This is a genomic window from Mesorhizobium sp. A623 (genome assembly GCF_054489405.1).
This window is the reverse complement of record NZ_JBTMXB010000045.1, coordinates 22,515-28,514: the sequence shown is the minus strand read 5'-3', so window position 1 is coordinate 28,514 and position 6,000 is coordinate 22,515. Positions and strand designations below refer to the sequence as shown.

Annotated in this window: 6 protein-coding genes; 2 read left to right on the top strand and 4 right to left on the bottom strand. The window is 56.9% G+C overall.

Annotated elements, in window-relative coordinates; all coding sequences use genetic code 11:
• The first annotated feature begins 580 nt into the window (after window positions 1-580).
• Window positions 581-1,501 carry a hypothetical protein gene (locus tag ACX3P1_RS25130; RefSeq protein ID WP_459082296.1) on the top strand — a complete coding sequence of 307 codons (921 nt, stop codon included), beginning with the start codon at window positions 581-583 and terminating at the stop codon, window positions 1,499-1,501.
• A 430-nt stretch (window positions 1,502-1,931) separates the two neighbouring features.
• On the opposite strand, the gene ACX3P1_RS25125 is transcribed toward ACX3P1_RS25130, so the two are convergent.
• From ACX3P1_RS25125 to ACX3P1_RS25110, 4 genes are all read right to left on the bottom strand, one after another.
• Window positions 1,932-2,690: a metallophosphoesterase gene (locus ACX3P1_RS25125; RefSeq protein ID WP_459082295.1), complete on the bottom strand. Its 759-nt coding sequence runs from the start codon at window positions 2,688-2,690 to the stop codon at window positions 1,932-1,934.
• A 91-nt stretch (window positions 2,691-2,781) separates the two neighbouring features.
• A complete protein-coding gene (locus ACX3P1_RS25120) occupies window positions 2,782-3,519 on the bottom strand; it encodes a hypothetical protein (protein ID WP_459082294.1) in 738 nt (245 codons plus the stop codon).
• Between the two features lie 26 nt (window positions 3,520-3,545).
• Complete coding sequence (locus ACX3P1_RS25115) at window positions 3,546-5,093, bottom strand: AAA family ATPase (protein ID WP_459082293.1); 1,548 nt, start codon at window positions 5,091-5,093, stop codon at window positions 3,546-3,548.
• 12 nt (window positions 5,094-5,105) lie between these two features.
• A complete protein-coding gene (locus ACX3P1_RS25110; RefSeq protein WP_459082292.1) occupies window positions 5,106-5,330 on the bottom strand; it encodes a DUF6634 family protein in 225 nt (74 codons plus the stop codon).
• An 18-nt stretch (window positions 5,331-5,348) separates the two neighbouring features.
• Here ACX3P1_RS25110 and ACX3P1_RS25105 point away from each other — a divergent pair, with 18 nt between their 5' ends.
• Window positions 5,349-5,903, top strand: a complete 555-nt coding sequence (locus tag ACX3P1_RS25105) for a helix-turn-helix domain-containing protein (RefSeq protein ID WP_459082291.1) — start codon at window positions 5,349-5,351, stop codon at window positions 5,901-5,903.
• The last annotated feature ends 97 nt before the right edge of the window (window positions 5,904-6,000 follow it).

Sequence of the window (6,000 nt, the reverse complement as noted above, 5' to 3'; positions counted from 1 at the left end):
GGCACATTGGCTCACCCTCTCCACAAGCCGACTCGAGTTGCTTGGGCTCTTTTTCAAGTGAAATCGTTGATTCAAGCTCCACTATAGCGGGGCCTGGAAGCTTGGCACCGGGACTACCATGCATCCCGCACAACCTCCATCACCCCGGATAGATTGGATGCACAGGCTGCGTTGAGCAAATCGCCCTTGCCCCGTTCGAGGATGGATTTAGCATGCGGCAGATGATGCGTGACGACGGTCTTTCTGGGGCCGCGTTCAGCGCCGGAGCGCCATCAAACGCCGCAATGAGAACGACGTACGGGCCCGTAGACAGCAAGCGGATAGTAGCTCGACATGGAAATTCAGCGCCATGGCGGAGATATCCATCATTAATTCCGCGCAGGACACTACTTGGAGGATTACGCAGCCGCAAACGAGGTTTGCTTATCATTTACGTGTTATATGTATTACTCGACCAAACCGCGTTTGCAGGTGAATCGGCTTGTGACCGGCAAATGCGGTTGGCTGGTGCGGCCTACGAAACAGGCTAGGTCTCCCAGGCTGCTCCAGTCGGTCGTCGGTGGCAAAACAGGGGAAATATATGTCGGATCAACAATATGACTATCCGGATCTTTACGCGGGTCCATTCCGGATATTTGCAGCCGAGACAGCCGAGCGGTGGTTTATTGCAAGATCTCTTAAGACAAGCACGCTTTGGTTGATCGGGCTCACATGCGCAGAATTCAGAAAACTGGAGCGCGAGCTTGATCTCAACTTCAAGGAGGGTTTCGTGCCTTCCGCGGATATGAGTTCTTCTTATTATCAAAAGGCGCTCTTGTTATTTCACCAGAGTGAGCCAACCCGAGAACAGGTGTTGGAACTGGCAGGCGTACTGTTGGCCCATTGCAGATGGCTGATTGCCGGCGGAGCCAGCGTCGATCTGGACGGTTTGACCCCAGAAATAGGTGTCCCCGGATACGGACAGTCGCTCACGCTAGCCATCAAGCCCGGCGAAATAGTGCTTGCCGATATTCTTAGCCGTGCCGGAATGTACGGGGAGAACGATCACGTTGTGCGGAAACTTTTGACGGAGGGAATACGCTTCCAGAAGGAGAGATGCAGCCAAAGCGGTGATTATGGGGTTCAAGAGCTTGCCGTTTTGGTGCGTGAACGCGATGGAAAAGCACAAGCTGAACTCAGCATTCCCTATGGCAGGCTTATAGAGACCGCCACGCAGTTCCCAGCACTAATTGCTGCAGATACCAAGCGGGACAGCCTCGAAGGCCTGTTGGAGCAAATGCTCGGGCATGCGTTCTGCGGATTTGTCGAAGCTCGGGATCAAGCGCCGGCTTTGCTGGAAAATTCCAGGCAAAGATTGCAAGGAGCCGTTTCGATGCTGCTGTGTCATCTCGATGCAATGACGTGGGCAAGGAGTCATCCCTCCTGCCGCCCATACGAGATCGAGCTTTGGCAGGCCGCTGGCAAATGGAGCAGACAGCGTGACAAGCGCATCGAGGATTGACCCCGCCCCGTTGGCGAACTTAAGAATGGACCCCTATATTGATTTGCTGTTTCGCTGGTTTTTGAGTACCGGAGGCGGTAGCTGTCTTCGCAAATGGTGATCTGCCGTCGAATGGTGAAGAAGGTGAACCAGGATTAAATGAAAAGAACGAGCCCGCTTTCTTCGCCAAGGCACCCTAAAAGGGCCGAGCCCACGCGATCAGGGAGCGAGAAAGGTGGCGCAAGAAATTTGATGTAGCTGGTGTCCTTTTTTGGAAAGGATTCGGTGGCTCGCAGTTGAAGATGAATGTCTGGATGAAAATGATCGGTACGGACGGCGTTCGGCGGCGGCAGGAGCTCCCGAGCGAGTTGCCAGAACTCCCTGTCAGGTAGAATTCGTCAATTTTCACAGTTCGTGACGATGCCAGAACGTTTCGCACCGCGGCTACCGATTATGTGTGGACGATAAGCGCGGGATCGAAGGCTGGGTTCTCGCCATCATAGCCTCGGGGATTACAGACGATCCTCGTGGCGTCGATCATGTAATCGCTGCTGTCATGGGTATGTCCATGCATCCAAAGCGCAGGACGACCCTCCTCAATCACGTCGGTGAGATCGCTGGCATAGGCCGCATTCAATAAATCGCCCTTGAACCTCGACGGGACCGATTTTGCAAGCGGCAGATGGTGCGTTACCACGACGGTCTTGAGCTGATCCGCTTTCAGCGTCGTTTCGATGAACCGCCGTGAATCCTGGTGCATCCGGTAAGCCATCTCGGGTACAAATCTCTGCCAGGGGTTCCGTTGCCTGGCGATCTGCTTGTGATCATTCATGCGCTCGCGCGCGTTAAACATCGCCAAGCGCGGATGACCTTCGATCCGATAGTCGGTCCAAAGCGTGGTGCCAATAAAGCGGACGCCGCCAATGGTGACGGATTCGTTCTCAAGGAAGTGGACATCAGGGAACTGGTTTGCGGCGGCATGGCCATCCTCAAGACCTTCCCGGATTGAGCCCTTGTAGAATTCGTGGTTTCCGGCAACGTAAATGCACGGCATTTCCAGTGCGATATGTTTTGCCAGCCAATGCACGCCGTTGGCTGGCGCACGACAAAGGTCTCCGGCGATAACGCAGACGTCGGCGTCCGGAATGACCAACGGTTGCCGCAGGTCGGCGTATTCGAGATGGAGGTCTGAGAACAACCAGATTTTCATGGTAGCGACTCCTTGGATTTCGTGCGCGACAATGCGATCCACGAATCCTCGGATCGCGGATATGCATTGATTATTGCGGTCGGTGGCCGGATTAGCCGGGTGGCGCCGCCAAGCGATGTCTCACTTGCTCCAGCACCGCCTCGAGTTCTCCTCCCTCCAGTGTTTTTCGCTGCATCAGGATGTCGCCAAGAAAGTCGACCGTCCGCTGATGCGTGGCAATCAACTTGCGGGCGACGGCCGCGGCAGTCTCCAACCTGGCATGGACACGCTCTGCCAGTTCATGATCCACCGCGAAGACTGCGCCTCGATCCTCGACCTTGCGATGAAGCAGTGGCCATCGTTTCGAAAAGCCCATGGTGGTTTCCATATCGCAAGCGAGTGCAGTGGCCCACGCAAGGTCACTTCCTTCTGAGCCTGAGCCGGCAACCACCGACTCGATAATGACCTCTTCCGCCGCGCGGCCGGCGAGTGCCGCGATCAAGACCCCGGTCAACATCTCTTCGGTCTGTTCACCCGGTCCTGGCATGGTGCCGGCGACATAACCGCCTTCCGGTGCTTCTATGGTGATTTTCACGATCGTCCCGATATCCAGGTGAAGACGCGCCACGGCGTGACCGGCTTCGTGAACCGCCATCCGGAGTTCAAGTTCTTGCGACCTTACGATCAGGAGATCACCGGAAAGGCGGTCAACAGCGAGCGGCTCTGCAGGCCCGTTTACCGAAACACCGGGTTCGATCGCGGGTTTCAGCGCCTCCGTTCTCTCCTTTTTGCGACGTCCTGACACACCGCGTATCCGCTGGCCTTTTGCTGCTGGATCGTTCTTGGACATTTCTCTCCAATCCTTTCCTCAATCGATCATTGTCGCGGGCGATTGCGCTCGCGGGCCGCGACCAACGCTTCAATGAACCGCTCCAGTTTTCGGATCGAGCCGCCGGGCCAGTTCTTTTTCAATGCCTCGATCTCAAAATCTTGCAGCGGCGCCGCCCATCGCCGGTCGTGTCCGGTATCAAGGTAGAGCCGCTCAAGAATGCTTGGAGCAAGGAATGGAAGTTGATCAGCTCCCGGAACCGGGAATGACAGGACTCGACATCTGTCCCTGAGCACGGCCGGAATGCCCAACGTTTCATTGGCGGTCATTAGCCAAACCACATTGGAAAGATCGCAGTTCGCTTCGATGTAAGGATCAGACCAACGTGATGATGTCTGGGGTTCAAGCAAGCCGATCAGGACGTCATGAACATTGCCATTGTGGCGGCCGGTGCCGATTTTCTCGATCTCGTCCAGGATGATGGCAGGGCCAGCACATTCGTGCTGGCGAACCGCCATGATCGGCAAGCTTGGCTCTCCGGACGACCAACGTCGTGGCGTGCCGCCTATGGCGCTGTCGCTTAGGCCTCCGCAGGAGATCAGTTCGTAGGGAGTTTTCAGTTCCTCGAACATCCGCCTGGCAAGACGGGTCTTGCCGCATCCTGGTGGCCCGACAACAATGGTCGGCCGCATGTGGACATATTTGCGGCCGACGAGGCCCCATAGAATGCTGTCAATGATCGACGCGGCATAGGGGAATTCTGCCAGCAGCGTCGTGCGCACCAGGGACAGGTCTGGCACCCGCGCCAGCGGCAAGCGCCGCTGGACGTATTTATGATATTCGACACTGACGCGCTTTCCTTCCGACGTGGTTTCGTTGCCGATGGAAGGGATGACAACAATGTAGTCGTCGGCATCAGCACCATCCGCTGCGTTGTCTTCGTCCGCGAACAGATCGGCGTCATATTCATCATCGGACGAGGGTGATTTCGCTTTCCCGCCCGACTCGTCCGAAGGTTCTGGGCGCAGGATTGCCGCTTCGAATTCTCGTTCGTAACCGCGCCGCATCCGAAGCATCGAGTAGCGGGAGGTATGAAAGATGTCGTCCCTTTGGACCTCACGCAGCGTTCGTGCGAGCACACTCCATGACAGTGCGCGCCACAGCATTCGGCGGTCATCGCCATGCTGGATGTCATGCAGGGCCAATGCCGCGATCTCACCGGCAATCACGCCGGCGGCTCCCGGCAAGCCAAACCCCGCAAGGTAGACCTGGACGCGCAGCCTACAGGCCTCGATCGGAATTCCTTTCACAGGAATTGTGCTCTCGAGGACCGTTTCCACGGCCTGCATACTTCCCTCGGTTTGTTCGACCGCCAGGTCATCAAGGCAACTGATCAGTGGTTCGAGTTCTTCACGGCCACGCTTTTTCAGGCGCCGCGTAAGACGGCTGGCATATTCGCGGATATCACTGCGAAGCTCGTCGCCATAAAAGACCATGCCGCGGAGCAGCTCTTCTTCGCTGGGCAGATGCAGGCCAATCTTGGCGGCTTTCATCCGCCGCGCGAAGTGGCGCTCGATATCCGAAACCTTGGCCACGACAATCGGGCCTTATGAATCGAAGCTGGAGAGGTCGGAGGGCCGACCCAGGCGATACCAGCGTGACAGCGTTCGCGCCCAGCCCATATCCTCGGACAGCAGCCAAAGATCCGAAGTGGTGATCAGCCGCCCTTGGCCGGGAAGTTCCGGGTGATCCGTCGAAAAACCCACCAGGCAGGGAACCACCCTGCTTCCGAGACACCACCGATCAAGAATCGGGCTATGGTTGCCGGCCATACTATCCGGCATGGTCCCATGACCGAGGCGTTCCATGTCGGCGACAAGCGATTTGAGGCGCCCCGTCTCGGACCTGAACACTTCATCCGGTTTGATATTCTGGGTGAACAACAGCATCCGAAGAACTTCCCTTGCCGACCAGAGGATTCGCTTGGCTGCGGGTCCTCTGATTCGCTGATTCGATGGGGTCAGCAATACGGCGTCTCAAGAGTGGCGTCCAGTCGGCCAGAGGCCGGCGTCACCGATGCAAATTTGTTGCTCTCATCGGCGCGGGCTGGAATGTGTCAACAATTTCACGCACAACAAGCCGGCATGATCGTCCCAAATGAAATACTCCGCGCCGGCCGGGCAGCTGCCGGCATTACCCAATCCGAACTCTCCGAAATCTCGGGAGTGGGAAAGCGGACCATTCTGCGCATCGAAAGGAATGAGCGCGTCGCCGTACGGACGCTGCAAAAGGTCCAGGCCGCGCTGGAAACAAAGGGGGTGGAATTTATCCCCAGCGCAGAAGGAAAAGGACCGGGCCTGCGAATCCCCCTGTCGTTGCTCTCACGCGACGATTTGCGATTTTAGGCCGCCGGCCTCAGTCTGGCCGGCTCCTTATGTCAGGGAATGCTTGGGTGACAACGCCCTACCCTCGTTATCTGGCGTTCAGGTCCCTGCAATTTCA